The sequence below is a fragment of the Polaromonas sp. CG_9.5 genome (assembly GCF_035984465.1).
In the GTDB taxonomy this organism is placed as follows: Bacteria; Pseudomonadota; Gammaproteobacteria; order Burkholderiales; family Burkholderiaceae_C; genus Polaromonas.
The window spans coordinates 68,941-89,910 of the sequence record NZ_JAXCHR010000003.1 but is presented as its reverse complement, the minus strand read 5'-3'; the positions used below and the strand labels follow the sequence as shown (position 1 = coordinate 89,910).

The following is a 20,970-nucleotide window of genomic DNA, read 5'->3' as shown; positions in this document are numbered from 1 at the left end:
ATGGAACTCCTCGTCAATGGCACAAAAACTTATGGCTACACCGGCGGCAAACCCTTCGATGCTGCGCAGCCCACGGTGGTTTTCATTCACGGCGTGCTGAACGACCACAGCGTCTGGATTTTGCAAAGCCGCTACCTGGCGCACCACGGCTGGAACGTGCTAGCCGTCGATTTGCCCGGCCACTGCCGCAGCGCAGGCGACGCGCCCTCTTCCGTCGAGGAAGCGGCCCAATTCATCGCCGCATTGCTCGATGCAGCCGGCGTAGAACGCGCCGCGCTGGTCGGCCACAGTTGGGGTTCACTGATTGCGCTGGAAGCGGCGTCCCGGCTGAAAGACCGAATCAGCCACCTGGTGCTGGTCGGCACCGCGTTTCCGATGAAAGTGTCGCCCGCACTGCTGGAATCGTCGCTCAACGAGCCGATGAAGGCGCTGGCACTGGTCAACGTGTTCTCGCGCAGCACGCTGGCACCGCCGCCGTCGGCACTGGGGCCAGGCACCTGGGTGTATGGCGCGAGCATGGCGCTGGGCCGCCGCGTGCTGGCCAGCAACCGGCAGGTCAACGTGTTCCACCGGGGTTTCAAGGCCTGCGACAGTTATGCCAACGGCGAGGCCGCAATTCAGGCCATCACCTGCCCGGTGCTGTTTTTGCTCGGAGAACAAGACCAGATGACGCAACCCAAAGCCGCGCAGGGGCTGGTCAAAGCGGCCCGTGCGTCGGGCAAGTCGGTTCAAGTCACCAACCTGCCAGTCGGCCATAACCAGATGACCGAAGCGCCGGATGCGACGCTGTTTGCGATTCGGGATTTTTTGAGGTGACCGATACGGTTTGAACGGCTTTATTTGCTATTAATTAAATAGCTGCTTGCGCAGGTGCAGCATGCGCAAGCGGCACTTTTTATTAAAAAGTGTCCTGCAAATGATGAAAAAATGCTTTGGCGGGCATATACACCGCCAAGGCACAGTTCAGATGCCCGCGCAGGCGCCTCAAGCCTTGATCCAGTGTTGGGGCGCGCTTTGCAAGCCGTGCAGCAAATTCTTCGTGACGGGCGCGAGCGGCATGGCCTGCAAGCTGCCGTTTTCCAGCGATTCCAGCAGGCGCGACAAGGTATGCGCCTGCGGCGTGAGCGGGCCAAAAAACCGCGTGCCTTGTCTATCGGCCATCAGCAGCGTCGGGAACGTTTCCACCTCCATGTCGCCGACCAGTTCGGCTTGGTCTTCAATGTCGAGCCAGACAAACCTGAAAGCCGGAAAGCGCTTAGCCATTTGCGCAAAAACGGCTTCGTAATCGCGGCAAAGGCCGCACCACTCGGCGCACAGGCAGATCACCCAGACCACAGCATCAGGTGCATCGGGCAAGGAAACTTCAGGAACAGAGGAACGGGACATGCAAAAGACCAAGGTTAAAAGCGGTAAAGACAGGGTGGTTTTCCAGACGCATTGCCCAGCGTTGGGCAGTCAGAAAAACTAGCAATATGACTCATTTTTTATAGCGCATCGCGCAGGTTCAGCAAGGGCCAGCCGGCTTTTTCCCATAATTTATTGACTGACGGAGCGCGGTCCAGCAGCAACTGCTGCATCAGCGGTGCCAGCAAGGTGACATCCGGGTCAACCAGCAGCAGGTAACGCGACGCTGAATCGCCTTCGTCATCATTGAGTTGGCCCACCCAGTCCAGGTCCACCAGCGTTTCCAGCACCGGCTCCAGCTGCAGCATGTCAACTTCCAGCAGGTCGGCCAGTTGCTCGGCGTTCACGCCCATGCGTGGGGTAGTGCGCGCCTTGTCCAGGTGCTGAAGCATTTCAATCGCCAGCTGAAAATTCCAGCCGTGGGCACTGCCGCGCCGCGACACGCCTGCCAGCAGGCTGGGCAAATACGCAGTAATCACGGCGCCCATCAGCACAATCACCCACGACACATAAATCCAGACCAGCAAAATAGGCAAGGCGGCAAAAGCGCCGTACACCATGGAATACGTTGGCACGGCACTCAGGTAAACGCTGAGTATTTTCTTGCCGATTTCAATGCCCGAGGCCACAAACAGCCCCCCGGCAAAAGCATGCGCCCATTTCACATAGGTGTTGGGCACATAACGGTAAAGCGCCGCCATGCCGCTGACCACCAGAAAAAACTGCGCCATATCCAGCACGAAACGCAAGCTGATCGGCAGCGCGCCCACCAGCCCGCTGGATGCCGACACGACATAAGACGTGACCGCCAGGCTGGCCGCCAGCACCAGCGGCCCGAGCGTGATGGCCGCCCAGTAGATCAGCACGCGCTGCGCCAGCGGCCGGGGTTTGCGCACGCGCCAGATGCTGTTCAGCGTGCGGTCAATCGTCAAAATCAGCGCAATTGCCGTGACCAGCAGCACCGCCAGACCGGCACCGCCGAGCTTGCTGGCCTGGCCGCTGAACTGCGTCAGGTAGCCCAGCACCTGGCGCGCGATGTTGTCGGGAATCAGGCTTTTGACCAGCCAGGCTTGCAGCGCTTCCTGCAACGTGGAGAACATCGGGAAGGCGGTAAAAACGGCCAGCGCCACGGTAAAAAAAGGCACCAAGGCAATCGAGGTGGTAAAGGTCAGGCTGCTGGCTGTCAGCCCCATGTGGTCTTCGCGGAAACGCTGGCGCAGGGTGATGGCGGTGTCGCGCCACGGAAAATGCGAGAGATCGACCAGCAAGGCCTCCAGTGAGGGCGGAAATTTCATCCCCGGTATCATGCCATCGACATGAACAAAGCAAACCAAATTGAAATGACGCGCCTGCTGGCCCTGGGCAGCCTGATCGGGCTGATTGTGCTGGGCCTGGCCTGGGAAATGTGGCTGGCGCCGATACGTCCGGGCGGCTCGTTGCTGGCACTCAAAGTGCTGCCGCTGTGCATTCCGCTGGCCGGTATCTGGAAAAACCGCATGTACACCTACCGCTGGGTCAGTTTGATGGTGTGGCTGTATTTCACCGAAGGTGTGGTGCGCGCCTGGAGCGACCGCGCGCCGGGCAACTATCTGGCCATGGTGGAAGTGCTGCTGTGCCTGCTGCTTTTCATTGCCTGCGCGCTGCATGTGCGCGTGCGTTTCAAGAACCTTCCTGACGCTATTGCCAACCCAGCCACTGCCGGCTCTACCGCACCATGACCGCTACCCCTGAGTTTCTCGACACCCTGCGCCAGATCACCGGCGCAGCCTATGTGCTGTGCGACGGCGACCTGTCCGCCTACACCCAGGACTGGCGCAAGCGCGCACAAGGCGTTGCGCTGGCTGTGGTACGCCCGGCCAGCGTGGGCGAAGTGGCCGCCATCGTCAAGGCCTGCGCTGCTGCGGGCGTCAGCCTGGTGCCGCAAGGCGGCAACACTGGCCTGGCCGTCGGCTCGGTACCTGACGAATCGGGCACGCAGGTGGTGCTGAGCCTGCAGCGCATGAACGCGGTGCGCGCCATTGACGGCGACAACCTGACCATGACGGTCGAGGCCGGTTGCATTTTGCAAAGTCTGCAAGACGCCGCAGAAAAAGCCGGTTTCCTGTTTCCCCTGAGCCTGGCCGCCGAGGGCAGCTGCACCATTGGCGGCAACCTGGCGACCAATGCCGGCGGCACGCAAGTGGTGCGCTACGGCAATGCGCGCGATTTGTGCCTGGGGCTCGAAGTCGTCACCGCGCAAGGCGACATCTGGCACGGCCTGTCGGGTCTGCGCAAGGACAATACCGGCTACGACCTGACAGACTTGTTTATCGGCAGCGAAGGCACGCTGGGCATCATCACCGCCGCCACGCTCAAGCTGTATCCACAACCTGCCGCACGGCTGACGGCGTGGGCGGCGGTGCCGTCGATGGAAGCAGCCGTCACGCTGCTCGGTCTGGCGCACCAGCACTTGGGCGCGGGCCTGACCGGCTTTGAAGTGATGGGCCAGTTTGCGCTGAGCCTGGTGGACAAGCACTTCCCGCAGTTGCGGGTGCCCTTTGTGGAAGCGCAGGCCGCCAGCGCCGGGCCGCCCCAAGCCAGGCCAGCCCCCTCGGGGGGCAGCGAACCACACGCAGTGGGGAGCGTGGGGGTTGCTTATTGCGTGCTGCTTGAAAACTCCGACCATGAATCCGAAGCCCATGCGCGTTCGCAGTTCGAGCGTCTGCTGGAAACTGCGTTTGAAAACGGCTGCGTAAGCGACGCCGTGGTGGCCGAAAGCATTGCGCAGGCGCACCAACTCTGGCACATCCGCGAAAGCATTCCGCTGGCGCAGGCCGAGGAAGGCCTGAACATCAAGCACGATATTTCCATTGCCGTGTCGCGCATTCCCGAATTTGTAAGAACCACCGACGCGCTGCTGCAGCAAAACATTGCCGGCGTGCGGCTGGTCAACTTCGGCCATCTGGGCGACGGCAACCTGCACTACAACGTGCAAGCGCCCGAAGGCGGCGACGCCAAAGCTTTCCTGCGCGACCGCGAAGACGAAGTCAACACGCTGGTGTATGACTCGGTGGCACGTTTTGAGGGCTCGATTTCTGCCGAACACGGCGTGGGCAGCCTGAAAACCGACAAGCTGCCGGTTTACAAGTCGCCCGTCGCGCTGTCGATGATGCGCGCCATCAAGCTCGGCCTGGACCCGCAGAACATCATGAATCCGGGGCGAATCGTCAAGCTTTAAGGTGCTAGGGCGACGGGTATAATGGGAGCTTTTTTCTTGATTTCCCTCTCCCCCATGACCCGCCCCATACGCTCCCAATACGAAGACCTCATGCGACTGGTGGACACGCAAGGCGTCCACAAGGCCGACCGCACCGGCACCGGCACCAAAAGCGTGTTTGGCCACCAGATGCGCTTTGACTTGAACGAAGGCTTTCCGCTGGTCACGACCAAAAAAGTCCACGTCAAATCGATCATTCAGGAACTGCTGTGGTTCCTGACCGGCTCCAGCAACAATAACTGGTTGACTGAGCGCGGCGTGACGATCTGGAACGAATGGGCGCGCGAAGACGGCGATTTGGGGCCGGTTTATGGCGTGCAGTGGCGAAGCTGGCCGACGCCAGACGGCGGCCACATCGACCAGATTGCCGAAGTCATCAAGACGCTCAAGTCCAACCCCGACTCGCGCCGCATCATCGTCAGCGCCTGGAACGTGGCAGAGCTGGACAAAATGGCGTTGATGCCCTGCCATGCACTGTTCCAGTTCTACGTCGCGCCCGCCCTGGACGCCGGCGGCAAAGGCCGGCTCAGCTGCCAGCTGTACCAGCGCAGCGCCGACATTTTTTTGGGCGTGCCATTCAACATCGCCAGCTACGCGCTGCTCACGCACATGGTGGCGCATCAGTGCGACCTGGAGGTCGGTGATTTCATCTGGACTGGCGGAGACTGCCATATTTACAGCAACCACGCCGAGCAAGTGGCGCTGCAACTGAGCCGCGCGCCGTTGGCCTATCCGACGCTGAACATCAAGCGCAAGCCTGATTCAATCTTCGACTACCAGTTTGAAGATTTTGAATTTTTGGACTACCAGCATCACCCGGCCATCAAGGCACCGGTGGCGGTTTGATGGCCGCGCCGCAAACGCCGATGCCCCGCATCAGCCTGATTTACGCCCGTGCCGCCAATGGCGTGATCGGCCAGAACAACGCCATGCCCTGGCACTTGCCCGAAGACCTGGCGCATTTCAAGCGGCTGACGCAGGGCTGGCCGGTCATCATGGGCCGCAAGACCTGGGATTCATTGCCGCCCCGCTTTCGTCCCCTGCCCGGCCGCACCAATATCGTCATCACGCGGCAGCCGGACTGGAAACAAGCCGGCGCGCTGACCGCTGCCAGCCTGGACGCAGCGCTGAAGCTTTGCCAGCAGTCCGAACAAGTCTGGGTGATTGGCGGCGCGCAAATCTACGCCCATGCCGAGCCGCTGGCCCACTGCATTGAGGTGACTGAAATCGCCCAGGACTTTGAAGGCGATGCGTTTGCGCCGCCATTGAGCGACGCCTGGCAGGAAACAGCGCGTGAAGCGCATGTGTCAAAAAACGGTCTGACTTTCAGCTTCGTCACGTTTGAAAAGGCCGGCGCATGAACATCCAGGATTTTTTTGGCATCGAACTGCCCATTGTTCAAGCGCCTATGGCGGGCGTACAAGGCAGCGCGCTGGCGATTGCCGTGTCGAACGCCGGTGGCCTGGGTTCACTGCCCTGCGCCATGCTGACGCTTGACGCTCTTCGCGCAGAACTGGAAACCATCACGGCGCAGACCCGCCGGCCTTACAACGTCAATTTTTTCTGCCACACGCCCACCGCGCCCGACGCGGCCCGCGAGGCCAAATGGCGCGCATCCCTCGCGCCGTATTACGCCGAATTTGGCATTGACCTCGCCTCGGTACCCACCGGCGGCGGACGCGCGCCTTTCAGCAGCGAGTTAGCCGATGTGCTGGAAGGTTTCAAGCCACCGGTCGTGAGCTTTCATTTCGGCCTGCCATCGCCAGCGTTGGTGCAACGTGTGAAGTCCTGGGGCGCAAAGGTCATTTCCTCGGCCACCACCGTCGCGGAAGCCCGCTGGCTGGAAGCGAACGGGGCTGACGCGATCATTGCCCAGGGACTTGAGGCGGGTGGCCATCGCGGCCTGTTCCTGAGCGACGATTTGACAACGCAAATCGGCACGCTGGCGCTGCTGCCACAGGTGCTGCGCGCTGTGCGTGTGCCCGTCATCGCAGCCGGCGGCATTGCCGACGCCCAGGGCGTGAAAGCCGCGCTGGCATTAGGTGCGGCGGGCGTGCAGGTCGGCACGTCTTACCTGCTGTGCCCTGAAGTCACCACCACGCCGTTGCACCGCGCTGCACTGAAAAGCGACCGGACACAGCACACGGCCCTCACCAACCTGATCACCGGTCGACCGGCGCGCGGCATGTACAACCGGCTGATGCACGAGCTGGGCCCGATGAGCGACGCACCGCCGGCGTTTCCGCTGGCGACAGCGGCCTTGACGCCCTTGAAAGCCGCCGCCGAAAAGCGGGGCCGCGATGATTTTTCCACGCTCTGGGCAGGCCAGAACGCAACCGGCTGCCGCGAGATTCCCGCCGCTGAACTGACACGCCAGCTTGCCGCTGCTTGACACCCCTCACTTCCGTCCTGATTGCGCTGGAGCCCTGAACGCCATGAAAATTTCCACCTGGAATGTGAACTCCCTGACCGTTCGCCTGCCGCAGGTGCTCGACTGGCTGGCCGCCAACCCGGTCGATGTGCTTTGCCTGCAAGAACTCAAGCTCAGCGACGACAAGTTTCCCTTGGCGGCACTCGAAGCAGCCGGCTACCAAAGCGCGGTGTTCGGCCAGAAAACTTACAACGGCGTCGCCATCCTGAGCCGCACGCCGCCACGCAACATTGTCAAGAACATCGCCGGCTTCACTGACGAGCAGTCACGCGTCATCACTGCCACGGTAGACATGCCTGGGGGCGAGGTGCGCGTGGTCAACGGTTATTTCGTCAACGGCCAGTCGCTAGGCAGCGAAAAGTTTGCCTACAAGATGAAGTGGCTGGAAGGCCTGCGCGAATGGCTGCGTGAAGAGCTGAAGGTGCACCCGAACCTGGTGCTGCTGGGCGACTTCAACATCACCGCCGACGACCGCGATACGTGCGACCCGGAAGGCCTGCGCGAAACCATCCACCACAGCACCGAAGAACGCCAGCATTTCCAGGCGCTACTGCAGCTAGGGCTGACGGATGCGTTTCGGATGTTTGAGCAGCCCGAGAAAAGCTATTCCTGGTGGGATTACCGCGAGATGGCCTTTCGGCGCAACCGGGGCTTGAGGATTGACTACATCCTGGTCAGCGACGCGCTCAAACCGCTGGTCAGCAGCTGTGTGATCGACAAACTGCCGCGCAAAAACGAGCGGCCCAGCGACCATGTGCCGGTTGTAGTGGAACTCGCTTCACTATAAAAATAATAGCTGGCAGCGCATGCAGTACGTGCGCTACAGCCCTTATTTACTTAAATTCACTCAAGATTGAGTTCCTGAATCTTGCGCGTTATGGTATTGCGCCCGATACCCAGCTTGTGCGCGGCTTCAATACGCCGGCCATGCGTGTTGGCCAGCGCGGCCTGAATCAGCCGCGACTCAAAACGGCGCGTCAGCACCTCCCAGACATCGCTGTGCCCGGCAGTCAGCAGCGCCAGCGCTTCGGCTTCCAGCCCGGTTTCCCAAGGCGATGAGGCTGGACTTGCGTTGGCAACGTCTATCACGACAGCTTGCGACGCAACGGGTGCAGGCGCTTCAGGCGAAGCCGTCAGCAAAGGTTTTCCTGCATCACCAACCCGCTCTGGCTTGGGCTGCCCGGCTTTTTCAGCTGGCGTCAAATTTTGCGTCTCTGCAGGCGCAGCGCCCTGCACTTCGGGCGGCAGGTCTTTGGGCTCAATCACCTGGGCCGGGGCCATCACGGTGAGCCAGTGGCAGATGTTTTCCAGCTGACGCACGTTGCCCGGAAAATTGAACAGACTCAGTTGCCTCAAGGCCGCTTCTGAAATCCGCTTGGGCTCAACGCCGAGCTGCCGGGCGCTTTGTTGCAAAAAGTGGCGGGTCAGCATGAAGACATCTTCGCGCCGCTCGCGCAGCGCGGGCAGGCGCAGGCGGATCACGTTCAGGCGGTGATACAAGTCTTCGCGAAAGCTGCCTTCCTTGACGCGCTGCTCCAGATCCTGATGCGTGGCGGCAATCACGCGCACGTTGGCCTTGACGGCGTTGTGGCCGCCGACGCGGTAAAAATGACCATCGCTCAGCACGCGTAGCAGCCGCGTCTGCAAATCAGACGGCATGTCGCCAATTTCATCGAGGAACAGCGTGCCGCCGTCGGCTTGCTCAAAACGCCCGCGCCGCAGCGTCTGCGCGCCGGTAAACGCGCCGCGCTCGTGGCCGAATAGCTCGCTTTCCAGCAAATCCTTTGGAATGGCGGCGGTGTTGATGGCGATGAACGGCCCGTTGGCGCGCGGTGAATGCTTGTGCAGCGCGCGCGCCACCAGCTCTTTGCCCGAGCCCGATTCGCCGGTAATCATCACCGTGACCATGCTCTGGCTGAGCCGGCCAATGGCGCGGAACACATCCTGCATGGCCGGTGCCTGGCCCAGCATTTCGGGCGCGGCGGCCATGCGTTCCTCGGCGACTTCCTCGCGCTGGCTTTCTTCGACGGCGCGGCGAATCAGCTCGACTGCCTTGTGCAGGTCAAACGGTTTGGGCAGGTATTCAAACGCGCCGCCCTGAAAGGCCGACACGGCGCTGTCCAGATCAGAAAACGCCGTCATGATGATGACCGGCAAGCCGGGCAGCTTGAGATGGACTTTTTCCAGCAAATCCAGCCCCGAGCCGCCCGGCATGCGGATGTCGCTGACCATGATTTGTGGCCCGTTTGCTTCAGTGGCAACGTCGAGCGCCGCCAGCACTTCGCGCGGATTGGTAAAGCTGCGGGTGGGCAAACCTTCACGCAACAGCGCTTTTTCCAGAACAAACCGGATGGACTGGTCATCATCAACAATCCAGATCGGTTTCATGCGGGGATTCCTTTGCGCGGGCAGTTAGCTGTTGAAAATGCGACGACAGCGTTCAAGGCAGCGGTATGAGCAGCTTGAAATCTGTATGGCCGGGCCGGCTGTCGCACTCAATCAAACCGTGGTGTTGCTGAATAAAGGTTTGCGCCAATGTCAGCCCCAGCCCCGAACCGCCTTCACGCCCTGAAACCAGGGGATAAAAAATACGGTCTTTGATAGCGTCCGGCACGCCTGGCCCGTTGTCAATCACATGCAATTCCAGTGCCAGGCGATAGCGCTGCTTGCCAAACGTGACTTGCCGGGCGATGCGCGTCCTGAAAGTGAGGGTGGCGTTGCCCGCGCTGATGTGCCCGGCCAGCGCCTGGGCGGCATTGTGGGCAATGTTCAGCACCGCCTGAATCAGCTGCTCGCGGTCACCGCGAAACTCGGGGATCGACGTGTCGTAGTCGCGCACCACCCGCAGCCCCTTGGGAAATTCCGCCAGGATGAGCGAACGCACGCGCTCGCAGACCTCGTGAATGTTCACGTCGCCTACCAGGTGCGGCTGGCGGTGCGGCGCCAGCAGGCGGTCGACCAGCGTCTGCAGGCGGTCGGCTTCATGAATGATGACCTGGGTGTATTCAGTCAGCTCTTTGTCAATGTCCATCTGCAAGAGTTGCGCCGCACCGCGAATGCCACCCAGCGGATTCTTGATCTCGTGGGCCAGGTTGCGAATCAGCTCCTTGTTGGCCTGCGCCTGGTCAATCAGCCGCTCTTCACGGTCTTGCCGGGCCTGCTGCTCCAGCGGCAGCATTTCCACGATGGCCTCGCCCGGCGTGTCGGTTTGCGCCACCACAACATGCACCGGCAGCGGCTCATGGTTCAGCCGCTTGAGCCAGGCGTCGTAGCGCAGCGCGGCAAATTCGTTGCTTCCCGCGCCTTCGAGCGCGTGCGTCAAGATGGGCGGCTCAGTGAAGCATTCGGGCAGTTGCGAGCCTTCGATGGTGCGGCGCGAGGTGCCCAGGGCGTCTTCAAGCGCGGCATTGGCAAATACCACGCAGCCATCGGTGCGCACCACGGCCACCAAAGTGGCCAGCAGATCAAACGCCTGAAAGCGCGCAGCGCCCGAGTGGGTGAAGGAGGAAAGGACGGTGGGGAGGGATGGCTTTTTCAAGCGCCCAATTTTGGCGCAGAACGCGCAGCACGCACAGGAAGTGCTTAATTTGCAGCGGGCAAGCGCGATATTTCGCGTTTCAGGCCGGCCACATCGCTTTGGGTGCGTGCCAGGCTCTCTTTGAGTTCATTCACACGGTCGAGGTAACGCTGGTAGTTGCGTCCCTCTATGCCCTGCTTTTCGGGCTCGCCGTTGTTGTATTCCTTTTGCAGATCGGCCATTCGGGACTCTGCCCGCCTCAATTCTGACTCCAGAATCAGGCGCGAATCGCTGTCGCGTGCGCGCTGCTCCACGCCGCTATCGGGGCGGGGGTTGGACGCGCCGGAATTGCTGGCGGCACGCGGCGCAGGGTTGGCGGCTTTAGGCACGGGCGTGCCCTGCACCACGGTGACATTGCCGCCAGAGACCTGTTGGCAGTTGCGCGTCCTGGCCTCTTTCACGTTGTTGATGTATTCAGGGGCCGCGCCGCCCACACCGTTGCAGCGGTAAATCTGCTGCGCCCAGACGCCATGACCGGTCGCCAGCAACGCCAGGGGAAAAAGAAACAGGGATAAACTTTTTTTCATGAGAATTTGTTCACGCGCCGCAAAGACGCTGGAGGAGGATGGACAGTGAGAAAGACGGATGGCGGCAAGTATGCTGCAAAGCGGCAAAAATACGAAATTACGCCCTTATCTTTATGCGCGGGCATAAAAAAAGGATGGCATTTGCCATCCTTTTTTTATGCTCGTTCACTTCGCGCGAAGTGAACGGATGCGCCTTGATTACAGCGAAAAATACATGTCGAATTCGACCGGCGCCACTTCAACCCGGGTGCGGTTGACTTCGCCCATTTTCAGCTCGATGTAGGCGTCCAGCATGGAGTCGGTGAACACGCCGCCCTTGGTCAGGAAAGCGCGGTCTTTGTCCAGCTCTTCGAGCGCCTGGTCCAGGCTGTGGCACACGGTGGGCACCAGCTTGTCTTCTTCTGGCGGCAGGTGGTACAGATCCTTGGAGGCGGCTTCGCCCGGATGAATCTTGTTTTCCACGCCATCCAGACCAGCCATCAAGAGCGCCGCAAAACCCAGGTAAGGGTTCATCAGTGGATCAGGAAAGCGTGCCTCGACGCGGCGGCCCTTGGGGTTCGCCACAAACGGAATGCGGATCGAAGCCGAGCGGTTCTTGGCCGAATAAGCCAGCTTGACCGGTGCTTCAAAATGCGGAACCAGGCGGCGATAGCTGTTGGTGCCGGGGTTGGTGATGGCATTCAGGGCGCGCGCATGCTTGATGATGCCGCCGATGTAGTACAGCGCAAAATCGCTCAGACCGGCATAGCCGTCGCCGGCAAACAGGTTCTTGCCGTCTTTCCAGACCGACTGGTGGACATGCATGCCAGAGCCGTTGTCGCCCGCGTAAGGCTTGGGCATGAAGGTAGCGGTCTTGCCATAGGCGTTGGCCACATTGTGGATCACGTACTTTTGCAGCATGGTCCAGTCAGCGCGCTCGACCAGCGTCGAGAAACGGGTGCCGATTTCGTTCTGGCCCGCGCCAGCGACTTCGTGGTGGAACACTTCGACCGGAATGCCCAGGGATTCAAGAATCAGGGACATTTCAGCGCGCATGTCTTGCGTGCTGTCGACCGGGGGAACGGGGAAATAGCCGCCCTTGTTGGTCGGGCGATGGCCACGGTTGCCACCTTCGAGCTTGGTGCCACTGTTCCACGGCGCTTCGTACTCTTCGATTTCGTAGAAGGTGTGGTTCGGCTCGGTGCTCCAGCGCACGCCGTCAAAAATGAAAAACTCGGGCTCCGGGCCGAAGAAAGCGGTGTCGCCCAGACCGGTGGACTTCAGATAAGCCTCGGCGCGCTTGGCAATCGAACGCGGATCGCGTTCGTAGGCCTTGCCGTCCGTGGGCTCAATCACGTCGCAGGTCATGATCAGCGTCGTTTCTTCAAAGAACGGATCAATGTTGGCCGTGCTGGGGTCGGGGATCAGCTGCATGTCCGAAGCTTCAATGCCCTTCCAGCCCGCGATGGACGAACCGTCGAAAGCGTGGCCATCGGTGAACTTGTCTTCATCAAAGTGGGACACAGGCACCGTGGTGTGGTGCTGCTTGCCCCGGGTATCGGTAAAGCGAAAGTCAACGAACTTAACTTCGTTTTCCTTGACCATTTTCATGACGTCTGCGACGGTCTTAGCCATTCAAGAATCTCCTGTTACGCGGTGGTGGGTTGAAAAAAATTCTATTCGGATCGGGTGAACGCACTTTTTGTGCCAGCGACACAAGAGCCCGGCTGGCACCCAACCCCTGATTGTGCAACTATTGTCGCCAAGGAAAACCACTGGATTCTTTGGGGAGGGTGTGTTTTTAAGCCCCCCTGCGCAAACCGCACCATAAAAGTGCGAACCCTGCACGTACTTCTCAAAAAACCTGATTAACGCACCAATTCAGGGCCTAACTGCAGATTAAAAGGGTGCAAGCCCGCCAGCAAGGCCGGATAAGCCAGGCTGACGGCTTCAGGCGCACCTTTTACGCCCAGCTCTATATGGCGTCCGTACTGGGGATGGTCAACGCTGGGCAGGCTGAACACCTTGACGCCCGCGTACTCTGCTTCAATGGCCAGCATCAGCGGTGTGAGCGTGGCCTCCATCGAGCCCATCACAATGATCGACTTTTCAATGGAGGGCGATTTCTGGTGCAGGTCGGCATACCGCTGGTCCAGCACCCATTCAATCATCGGCCAGGCCATGACCGGGAAACCCGGAAAAAAGTGGATGCCCCCACGCGCGCCCACTGCGTGTGGGTCGCTGCCCCCCGAGGGGGCTGCTCCGCCTGCAGTCCGGCTAAGCCGGTCCTGCGGCCCTGGCTGGTGAAGAAGCGCTGTCAATGCGCTTGCGTGTAGATCGCTGTTATTTTGGGCAAGGGACTCGACAAAGCAGCTAAAACCCGGAATCTTGTTGTACGGATTGGGAATAATCTCGGCACCGAGGGGGAACACGCCCATGTTCAGGCGGTGCAGGTTGTCGTGGCGGTCGGGCTCGTAGGCAGCGCCCTGCTCCTGGGCGGTCTCGCGTATGCGCTCTTCAATCAGCCGCCTGGCTTCGGGGTGCAGCGCCAGTTCCACGCCCAGCGCCCGGGCTGCGCACTGGCGCGTGTGGTCGTCTGGTGTGGCACCGATGCCGCCGGTGCAAAACACCACATCGCCCGACGCCCGGCTGGCGGCAAAGGCGCGCGCCAGCGTTGCGGTGATGCGCGCAGGGTCGTCGCCGACATAGTCGGCATACGCCAGCGGCAGGCCTCTGGCGGCCAACAGTTCGATGACTTTCGGCAAGTGCTTGTCAGCACGTTTTCCCGAGAGAATTTCATCGCCGACGATGATGAGTCCGAAATTTGGGGTCATACCAGTGAGTCCAGAAGTTAAGTTGATCAATCAAGCGGCCTGCCCGCTGCGCCGTAGCCGGGCACCGGCTTGGGCAAGGCGTCTGTCAGCGGCTGATTCACTATCAAATCAGTAGCATCTTGCGCCAGAGGGTTATTTGTCTTGCGAAGCTGCTCCAGCGCGCTCAGGCAGTAGTGCGCAAACCAGAGCGACGAAAAAGCAAACACCAGGGTATATATCCAGATCGCCAAGGGCACCAAAACGGGTGCCATCGCCACAAAAATAGCGCCCGACGCCCACAGCAGGCTGGGCGCTGCGCCCAAGTAGCCACTGAGCACGCCGATGCCCAGCAGCGGCAGCCGGTTTTCACGAAGTATCTGCTCTCTTTCGTCAGCGCTGGCATGCTCTGCAAGCGCGTCGTAGGACATGACCCGGTAGGTCAGCCAGCCCCAGATCAACGGCGGCAAAATCAATATCAGCGGCGGCACCAGCCACAAGGGAATCGTGATCAGCAGCAGAAAAGCGGCCAGCAGGGTCGCCGCCAGCGAGCGGAAAACGCCGGCCAAAAAGGAGCCGCCTTTTTTACGCTGCAATAGCGGAAAGCGCCGGTTGGCCACCAGCGTCACCATGCTGGGCGTCATGAATATTGCCACCAATAGCAGCGTGCTGATGACGATCACGGGAATGGTCAAAAACAGCATCAGTACAGGCGCCAACACCGCGTTCAGGCCGCTCAGGCCCACGCCCTCCAGCCAACGCACCATCGCATTGATCAGCGCATAGCTGTCCAGGTGGCTGCGCACCACCAGCAGCGCGCTTTCCCAGTAAAAATACCCCAGGCCCAGCGACAAGGCCCCCATGAGGATCACGGGCAGCACGGAAAGCAGCATGACGCGTGGACGCAGGCAGTACATGACTGCGCGCCAGAAGGAATCGAAAAGCTGACTCATGAGCAGGTCAATATAGCCACCGCATGTATGGCTGACGACATGGCGATGGATTGCGGGGAGGCTTGCTTGCGTGGTTTCGCGCCGACGGCCCGGATGGCCTCATTCACGCCGCAGCAACTCATGCGCGCCCGGCCAGACATTTCAGCCCCAGCCACTGCTGAGGTCTGAAAGCGCGCACCATCAGCACGCCAAAAACGGTAATCAGCATTCACAAAAAGTACTTTCAAAATCAATTTTCCAGTGTAGCGACCGACCATTAGACAAAGTCTCCAACGCCTTGATACGCATGAACAAGCGTCATGCCACGCAAGGTTGATCTTCATCATCATGACGCCAGAATAGCTATTATTTTTATAGCTATATACGCCCGTCCAATAAGCGCACAAGCCACTTTTCTTCATAAAATTGGCAAAACACCGGTTTATTTCTTCACAGATGCGCCTGAAATACTGAGCAGGTCTTGCGCCGTCAGCCAGCGCCACTCGCCGGGTTGGAGGTCAGCGGGCAGCCCGAGCGAGCCGATACGCGAGCGGTGCAGGCCTTCGACCCGGTTGCCTACAGCCGCAATCATGCGTTTGACCTGATGGTATTTTCCTTCGGTAAGGGTCAGGCTCAGCTGCAACTCGCTGGTCTGCTCGCAGGCCGCAGCCCGCACCGGTTTGGGGTCATCGTCCAGCACCACGCCGGCCAGCAGTTTGCTGATCTGCTCGCTGTCCACGGGGTGCTTGGCCGTAACGTCGTAGACCTTGGGCACATGGTGTTTGGGTGAACTCATGCGGTGAATGAATTTGCCATCGTCCGACAGCAGCAGCAGCCCGGTGGTGTCCTGGTCCAGCCGCCCGACCGCTTGCACGCCGGCCGCCGCGCCGCCGCCACGCTGGCGAATCGGTGCCGGCAGCAGCGTGTAAATGCTGGGGTAGGTGCTCGGCTTTTGCGAGCACTCGTAACCCGCAGGCTTGTGCAGCATCAGATACGCTTTTTCATGGTATTGCCACGCTACGCCCTGCACCGTGAAGCACAGGTCTTGCGCTATAAATTCCATAGCTTCATCCGTACAGGGGTCGCCCGCTACCGTCACAAAACCTTGTTGAACCAGCCCCGCGCAGACGCGCCGTGTGCCAAAACCTTGGGAGAAAAGAATTTCCTGCAATTGCATATGTGTTTTTGCCATGTCTGTATTGTCGCCCGTCCATTCAGGATGATGGACTACTTGGACAAGGCATGCCTGCGTTCGGTGCAACAAGCTGCATGCCCAATAATGCGTGAGCCTGAAAAAAATACTTACACCTGCTTCTCCATTTCACCTTCAACCCGACCACTTCACTGCAACAAAATGATTAAAAAGAAACGCTTTGTCCTTGCCATTGTTGCGACCTTTTTTCTCACGCTGATCGGCGTATTGATTTTCGCCAACTTCAGCAGCGGCGAAAAAGACGTCAGTCGTGAATTGCCCCGGCTTTACGCGACAGAAGACGCTCAATTTCGCCGCGCTATCGGCTCGCTGTTGGGGCCCGCGCTGGTGGGTGGAAACCGGGTGCAAGAACTGCTCAATGGTGACCAGATTTTCCCGGATATGCTGCAGGCCATCCGCAGCGCCCAGCACTCCATTACCTTTGAAACGTACATCTATTGGTCAGGCGATATTGGCCGCGAATTTGCCGATGCCCTGAGCGAACGCGCCAAGGCCGGGGTGAAGGTGCATGTACTGCTCGACTGGGTGGGCAGCGCCAAGATCGACGATTCTTTTCTCGATGAAATGCGTGCCAGCAGCGTGGAAATCCGCAAATTCCACAAACCCAACTGGTACAACCTGGGCCGTCTGAACAACCGCACGCACCGCAAGCTGCTGGTGGTTGATGGAAAGACCGGCTTCACCGGGGGTGTCGGCATTGCGCCCAAATGGACAGGCAATGGCCAGGATGCCGAGCATTGGCGAGACTCCCATTTCCGCGTCGAAGGCCCTGTCGTCGCCCAGATGCAGGCCGTGTTCATGGAGAACTGGCTGAAGGTCACAGGCCAGGTCATGCACGGCGAGGCGTACTTTCCTGCAATACAAGTCATGGGCGACACCAACGCCCAGGTTTTCTCCAGTTCCCCGTCAGGCGGCAGCGAAAGCATGCAGTTGATGTACCAGCTGTCCATTACGGCGGCGGCGCATTCAGTTGATTTGTCGAGTGCCTACTTTGTTCCAGATGAGCTCACGACCAAGGCATTGACCGACGCACTCAAGCGTGGCGTCAAGATCCGCATCATCATGCCCGGTGAAATTATCGATACGGATACCGTGCGCGCGGCGTCCCGGGGAAGCTGGGGGCCGCTGCTCAAGGCAGGCGCCGAAATTTACGAATACCAACCCAGCATGTATCACTGCAAGGTCATGATTGTTGACAACTTGCTGGTGTCTGTCGGTTCAACCAATTTTGACAATCGCTCATTCCGTCTGAACGACGAGGCTAATCTCAATGTGTATGACGCGGCGTTTGCGCAGCGGCAAACCCTCATTTTTGAAGACGATCTAAAAAAATCCAGGCAAGTGACTTACGACGAATGGATGAACCGACCCCTGAAAGAAAAGCTTCTGGAAAAGCTGGCCTTGCTGCTGGGCTCGCAGCTTTGATTTTCTAGCCATCTCCACCACTTGCTATGCATTTATTGATTCATGGCGCCGCCATCCTGGAACAGCGCTTTTCTGCATGGTTGGCGCATGAAATCAAGCCTCCTCCTGCATACACCAGGTGCGAGACACCGTGGCTTTTAGCTGAGGGCTGCTCACGTCCATTCAGGTGCTTACCCTCTGTCAGCCTTTGGTCTATTTTGGCTCTGACCACTCGACCTTCCACCTCGAACGAAACCCGATCGGGACACATCGACCTGTGAACCCAATGAGGCACAATTTTCGCCATTGCCGACGTAGACCAAAGTCGCACCCGCACCAAAGCGCTGTGGTACGGTCATGTGATATTGCAGCCGCGTGTCCACAGGCGCATCACTGGACTGGTGAATTACTTTTCCTGCGCTGCTGTATACGGTGTAACAAGTAGCATGAGCTGAGATTGCCCAGCCCAAAGTGGCAATGATGACCAAAGCTCTTTTCATAATTTCTCCAGGAGTAAAAACCAATCTTAAGGGTTTACAGGCGACGCTTCCTCGGCGTCAGCTTTCTCATGAAACCTGACTCGACGGTCAACTTGCTTTGCCCTCGGATTGCCTATCCCATAACTGACTTCACGAGTTGGCTTGCCTGGCAAAGCCATTCTTTGGCATTCCCTGCAATGCAAACTATTGATTTAACAATGAAAAAGGCCGCCAGGAGTATGTCCCTAGCGGCCTTTATCTTCTATGGTGGTGGAGCTGGGGGGATTTGAACCCCCGTCCGCAAGCCTTCTTCGGGCAGATCTACATGTTTAGCGGTCTGATTTAAGTCTCGCCACCTGTATCGCGCAGTCGCACGCTATACAAGACGCCAGCACCCTATTGTCTTGCTCCGGGTTAAGGTACCCAGCCTGGAGCCAGCCGATAAAATTATCTTTACAGCCTGGAATCTTTAACTTGCGTTAAAAACCCCTTGCCCAGCCCATCGGCCTGCTGTTGTAAAGCTCACAGGCAATTAAGCTGCGAGTGCGAAACGTTCGTCGTTTGCAGTTAGTTTGTTTTAGTCAGTTTTACGAGCGCACTAAGCTCGACATGCACCACACCGCGTCCGAACCCACGTCGAAACCAATGCAGCCCCAAGCCATGTAGTTTAAGCCATTTTTAACAATTTCAAGAGCTCGGCAGGCTGGCTAATCGTAAAGTCAGCTTTCCAGACTGCCGTATTAGCAACTTGACCCAGATAGCCATAAGCCGCTGCTACTGTAACCATGCCAGCTGCACGACCGGCAACGATATCGCGCTCATCATCACCCACATATATGCAGCGATTAGGGGGGACTTGAAGCTGTCGCGCCGCTTCGAGCAAGGGTGCTGGGTGGGGCTTGGCATGGGGCATGGTGTCGCCGCTGATAATGGTCTGGGCTGTCTTGAAGAGCGGAATGGCCCGGGTCAGCGGAGTGGTAAAGCGAGCAGATTTATTCGTGACGATGCCCCACTTGAGTCCGCCTTGGCAGATACGCGATATCAGTTCTGCCACTCCTTCAAACACGTAGGTTTGATCCACCAGACGCACTTCGTAATTGGAAAAAAACTCCTCTTTCAACGCCTCGAATCCGATATCTTCAACTGTCAAGCCAAAAGCCACGGCAATCATCCCTCTGGCACCCGCCCCTGCCATAGGACGGTACTCGGATGCGGGAAGCGATTCGAGACCACGGTCAGTGCGCATTTTGTCAGCGGCCGCTCCCAAGTCAGGAGCACTGTCAATCAGGGTGCCATCCAGATCGAACAGTACAGCGTCAGTATCTTTGAACATACAAGGTGCAATCCGGAACATTGAGTTTATCAAGGAAGTAGGGCATTCAGGCTTTCCGTGTCGCTAGCAGGTAATTCACATGAGTGTCTGCGTTGAGCCAGTAATGGCGGGTAAGCGGGTTATATTGCATCCCTTTGCTTTGCACAAAATCCAGGCCAGTGTTGCGGCAGTAGCACGCAAGCTCACTCGGCTTAATTAACTTGGCATATTCATGCGTACCACGTGGCAACATATTGAGCATATATTCTGCTCCGACGATGGCAAACAAAAATGATTTGGTATTGCGGTTGATCGTGGAAAAAAATACGTGCCCACGTGGTTTGACCAATGACGCGCAAGCTTGGACTATAGAAGACGGATCCGGCACATGCTCAAGCATTTCCATGCAAGTCACAACATCAAAGCTTCCAGGTTGCTCGGCAGCAAGGGCCTCAGCACTAATCTCACGGTACGTCACACCTTCAGTCTGCGCCTCAAGCGCATGAAGCTGGGCCACCTTCAAAGCCTTGCTTGCCAGATCAATTCCAAGGACTTCTGCTCCCATGCGTGCCATGGAGTCAGCCAAAATACCGCCACCACACCCCACATCCAGCACACGCAACCCCTTCAAGGGCGCCAATCCATCTATCCACTCAAGCCTGAGAGGATTAATTTCGTGTAATGGACGAAACTCACTTTCCTTGTCCCACCAGCGGTAGGCCAAGTCAGAAAATTTAGCTAATTCGGCAGGGTCAAAGTTGTCTTTTGTAAGCATGTGGTCATTATCCTTGAGACGTAAAAAAACCGCGCCTCAGCGCGGTTTTTCAAGCAACCCGTATTGGATTACTTGTTGGCACGTGTACCAACCACTTCGATTTCGACGCGGCGGTTTTTCGCACGGCCTTCAGCTGTTTTGTTGTCAGCAACAGGCTGTTTCTCGCCTTTACCTTCGGTATAAACGCGATTCTTCTCAATGCCTTTAGACACGAGATAGGCTTTTACGGCTTCAGAGCGGCGAACCGACAGTTTCTGGTTGTAAGAGTCGCTGCCAACCGAGTCAGTATGACCGACAGCAATAATCACTTCCAGATTGATGTCCTTGATTTTACCGATCAGGTCATCCAGCTTCTCTTTACCTGCAGGCTTGATGACTGACTTGTCGAAGTCAAAGAAAGCATCAGCAGCGTAAGTTACTTTGGTAGCAGCAGGAGGAGCCACCGGAACAACGATAGGGGCAGCTACCGGAGGAGCGACCACTACAGGAGCAGGAGCAGGAGCAACAACAGGAACAAGTGCGCCATCGCAGCCTGGAGCTGCAGTTGCAGGCGTCCAGTTGGAATCACGCCAGCACAGCTCATTGGTACCGTTTTTCCAGACCAGTTCGCCGTTGCCGTTTTTCCAGTTGTCGATAGTTTGTGCACCAGCGGCGGTAACAAGCGCTGCGGAAGCAAACAACATTGCCACTTTGTTGAGTTTCTTCATGATTCTCCTCTAGAGAAAAGCCGCAGACTTGCTGCGATTATTAAGATTTACACGCCCTAAGTGACCATCACTCAAGGCGTTACATTGATTGTGCCACACACATTATCGGCTTCAAGCACCCTAGGGGCTTCGTCTTACACAGAGCGAAGAATCTTCAAAATATG

21 protein-coding genes and 1 other RNA gene are annotated in these 20,970 nt (G+C 58.5%); 8 read left to right on the top strand and 14 right to left on the bottom strand.

Features of this window, described 5'->3' with window-relative positions; genetic code table 11:
* Positions 1-816: an alpha/beta fold hydrolase gene (locus RCH06_RS03320; protein WP_327080005.1), complete on the top strand. Its 816-nt coding sequence runs from the start codon at positions 1-3 to the stop codon at positions 814-816.
* A 168-nt stretch (positions 817-984) separates the two neighbouring features.
* On the opposite strand, the gene RCH06_RS03315 is transcribed toward RCH06_RS03320, so the two are convergent.
* Both RCH06_RS03315 and RCH06_RS03310 read right to left on the bottom strand, forming a co-directional pair.
* Complete coding sequence (locus RCH06_RS03315) at positions 985-1,386, bottom strand: thioredoxin family protein (protein WP_327080004.1); 402 nt, start codon at positions 1,384-1,386, stop codon at positions 985-987.
* 98 nt (positions 1,387-1,484) lie between these two features.
* Positions 1,485-2,699 (bottom strand): YihY family inner membrane protein, encoded by a 1,215-nt coding sequence (locus RCH06_RS03310; RefSeq protein ID WP_327080003.1) that lies wholly within the window; start codon positions 2,697-2,699, stop codon positions 1,485-1,487.
* 21 nt (positions 2,700-2,720) lie between these two features.
* On the opposite strand from RCH06_RS03310, the gene RCH06_RS03305 reads away from it, so the two are divergent.
* Genes RCH06_RS03305 through xth form a run of 6 tightly spaced genes read left to right on the top strand, consistent with a single transcriptional unit; the run spans position 2,721 to position 7,878 of the window.
* Positions 2,721-3,122, top strand: coding sequence for a DUF2069 domain-containing protein (locus RCH06_RS03305; protein ID WP_327080002.1), 402 nt, complete (start codon positions 2,721-2,723; stop codon positions 3,120-3,122).
* Entirely contained in the window at positions 3,119-4,621 is a 1,503-nt protein-coding gene (locus RCH06_RS03300) for an FAD-binding oxidoreductase (protein ID WP_327080001.1), read from the top strand. Before RCH06_RS03305 ends, RCH06_RS03300 begins: the two co-directional genes overlap by 4 nt.
* A gap of 54 nt (positions 4,622-4,675) precedes the next feature.
* The gene (locus RCH06_RS03295; protein ID WP_327080000.1) at positions 4,676-5,506 is read left to right on the top strand and encodes a thymidylate synthase; all 831 of its coding nucleotides are present in this window, start codon (positions 4,676-4,678) and stop codon (positions 5,504-5,506) included.
* Positions 5,506-6,021, top strand: coding sequence for a dihydrofolate reductase (locus tag RCH06_RS03290; protein WP_442799583.1), 516 nt, complete (start codon positions 5,506-5,508; stop codon positions 6,019-6,021). Before RCH06_RS03295 ends, RCH06_RS03290 begins: the two co-directional genes overlap by 1 nt.
* The gene (locus RCH06_RS03285; RefSeq protein ID WP_327079999.1) at positions 6,018-7,052 is read left to right on the top strand and encodes an NAD(P)H-dependent flavin oxidoreductase; all 1,035 of its coding nucleotides are present in this window, start codon (positions 6,018-6,020) and stop codon (positions 7,050-7,052) included. The genes RCH06_RS03290 and RCH06_RS03285 overlap by 4 nt, the downstream gene beginning before the upstream one ends.
* A 43-nt stretch (positions 7,053-7,095) precedes the next feature.
* Positions 7,096-7,878 (top strand): exodeoxyribonuclease III, encoded by a 783-nt coding sequence (gene xth, locus RCH06_RS03280; RefSeq protein ID WP_327079998.1) that lies wholly within the window; start codon positions 7,096-7,098, stop codon positions 7,876-7,878.
* Between the two features lie 56 nt (positions 7,879-7,934).
* Here the strand turns inward: xth and ntrC are convergent, their stop codons facing one another.
* The 8 genes from ntrC to RCH06_RS03240 form a co-directional block, all read right to left on the bottom strand.
* Positions 7,935-9,479 carry a nitrogen regulation protein NR(I) gene (gene ntrC, locus RCH06_RS03275; RefSeq protein ID WP_327079997.1) on the bottom strand — a complete coding sequence of 515 codons (1,545 nt, stop codon included), beginning with the start codon at positions 9,477-9,479 and terminating at the stop codon, positions 7,935-7,937.
* A gap of 52 nt (positions 9,480-9,531) precedes the next feature.
* Positions 9,532-10,629 (bottom strand): nitrogen regulation protein NR(II), encoded by a 1,098-nt coding sequence (glnL, locus tag RCH06_RS03270; RefSeq protein WP_327079996.1) that lies wholly within the window; start codon positions 10,627-10,629, stop codon positions 9,532-9,534.
* A 44-nt stretch (positions 10,630-10,673) separates the two neighbouring features.
* On the bottom strand, positions 10,674-11,195 hold the full coding sequence (locus RCH06_RS03265; protein ID WP_327079995.1) for a hypothetical protein: 522 nt from the start codon (positions 11,193-11,195) through the stop codon (positions 10,674-10,676).
* Between the two features lie 198 nt (positions 11,196-11,393).
* Positions 11,394-12,809 carry a type I glutamate--ammonia ligase gene (gene glnA, locus RCH06_RS03260; RefSeq protein WP_327079994.1) on the bottom strand — a complete coding sequence of 472 codons (1,416 nt, stop codon included), beginning with the start codon at positions 12,807-12,809 and terminating at the stop codon, positions 11,394-11,396.
* A gap of 233 nt (positions 12,810-13,042) precedes the next feature.
* Entirely contained in the window at positions 13,043-14,008 is a 966-nt protein-coding gene (locus RCH06_RS03255; protein WP_327079993.1) for a competence/damage-inducible protein A, read from the bottom strand.
* Between the two features lie 26 nt (positions 14,009-14,034).
* Positions 14,035-14,937, bottom strand: a complete 903-nt coding sequence (locus tag RCH06_RS03250) for an EI24 domain-containing protein (protein ID WP_327079992.1) — start codon at positions 14,935-14,937, stop codon at positions 14,035-14,037.
* The gene (locus RCH06_RS03245; protein WP_327079991.1) at positions 14,934-15,194 is read right to left on the bottom strand and encodes a hypothetical protein; all 261 of its coding nucleotides are present in this window, start codon (positions 15,192-15,194) and stop codon (positions 14,934-14,936) included. Before RCH06_RS03245 ends, RCH06_RS03250 begins: the two co-directional genes overlap by 4 nt.
* A 164-nt stretch (positions 15,195-15,358) precedes the next feature.
* On the bottom strand, positions 15,359-16,093 hold the full coding sequence (locus RCH06_RS03240; protein WP_327080143.1) for a pseudouridine synthase: 735 nt from the start codon (positions 16,091-16,093) through the stop codon (positions 15,359-15,361).
* A gap of 177 nt (positions 16,094-16,270) precedes the next feature.
* Here RCH06_RS03240 and RCH06_RS03235 point away from each other — a divergent pair, with 177 nt between their 5' ends.
* Positions 16,271-17,554, top strand: a complete 1,284-nt coding sequence (locus RCH06_RS03235) for a phospholipase D-like domain-containing protein (RefSeq protein ID WP_327079990.1) — start codon at positions 16,271-16,273, stop codon at positions 17,552-17,554.
* 726 nt (positions 17,555-18,280) lie between these two features.
* On the opposite strand, the gene ssrA is transcribed toward RCH06_RS03235, so the two are convergent.
* The 4 genes from ssrA to ompA form a co-directional block, all read right to left on the bottom strand.
* Positions 18,281-18,667: a transfer-messenger RNA gene (gene ssrA / locus RCH06_RS03230) on the bottom strand.
* A 12-nt stretch (positions 18,668-18,679) separates the two neighbouring features.
* Positions 18,680-19,345 (bottom strand): HAD family hydrolase, encoded by a 666-nt coding sequence (locus tag RCH06_RS03225; RefSeq protein WP_327079989.1) that lies wholly within the window; start codon positions 19,343-19,345, stop codon positions 18,680-18,682.
* A gap of 46 nt (positions 19,346-19,391) precedes the next feature.
* Complete coding sequence (gene ubiG, locus RCH06_RS03220) at positions 19,392-20,099, bottom strand: bifunctional 2-polyprenyl-6-hydroxyphenol methylase/3-demethylubiquinol 3-O-methyltransferase UbiG (RefSeq protein ID WP_327079988.1); 708 nt, start codon at positions 20,097-20,099, stop codon at positions 19,392-19,394.
* Between the two features lie 68 nt (positions 20,100-20,167).
* Positions 20,168-20,806 (bottom strand): outer membrane protein OmpA, encoded by a 639-nt coding sequence (gene ompA / locus RCH06_RS03215; protein ID WP_327079987.1) that lies wholly within the window; start codon positions 20,804-20,806, stop codon positions 20,168-20,170.
* Between the last annotated feature and the right edge of the window lie 164 nt (positions 20,807-20,970).